The following is a 788-nucleotide window of genomic DNA, read 5'->3' on the forward strand; positions in this document are numbered from 1 at the left end:
GCGTGGTCGCGAACACCAGGACGGCCTGGGAAAGCGAGAAGCCGCCAAAGGCCGGGATCAGGCTGGCCACGCCAGTGACCATCCGGATCGGGAGCCACACCTGGGAGAGCTTCTTGCCCATCAGCTGGCCCTCGTGCGCAGTCTGGACGATCGCCACGCCGATTCCGTACGTCGCCCAGATGGTGCCTGCCACCAAGATGAACGTATTGAAGACCAGGAACATGGAACCGAGCAGCGTCGAGGCGCTACCGATCGCAGAAAACGGATTCGTGAAGAAGGTCCCGAGCAGCGCCGTAAAGGCCTGCGTCGACATATCCGTCGACTTGGTTGCGTCCAGGTAGGGCTGCGTTAGCTGCCCTGTCCCCCCGCTCTGCGCCGCGGCGATCTGAGCGAAGAGCACGAACGCCAGGAAAGCAACGAAGCCGCCTAATCGGCGCGGCGGCGTGCCGAATCGCCTCGATTCGGGGTTTGCAGATACTTGGATGGCAGCGTGGGCAAAACGACGCATAGTGGATCCTGACTCGACCATGGCGCCGACCGATGTCGGCTCGCAGCATCTTCGGCGATGACAGAACGCCATGGATGCCGCTGTGAAACCGTCGATTTCCTCCGCAGCATCAGGCTGATACGGACGCCCCGACTCCTTCGCCGATCGTATCAGCACACGCCACATGGGGCCGGAAATTTTTGAGTTTCGTGCGGGGGAAGCGCAACAGCGGCGGCGCGTGCCAGACGAGGGGTGTTAGGCCGACGAGGGGAAACTAGGCCGGCTCGTCGCGGCCGCCGCG

Annotated in this window: 1 protein-coding gene; it reads right to left on the minus strand. The window is 63.5% G+C overall.

The annotated features are described in order from the left end of the window. Nucleotides 1-508, minus strand: a 508-nt coding sequence (locus AC1DTN_RS37625) for a DotA/TraY family protein (protein WP_477925211.1), incomplete at its 3' end; no start/stop codon positions are given. Nucleotides 509-788 lie beyond the last annotated feature (280 nt).

This window comes from Rhizobium sp. 01T444, from assembly GCF_056398305.1.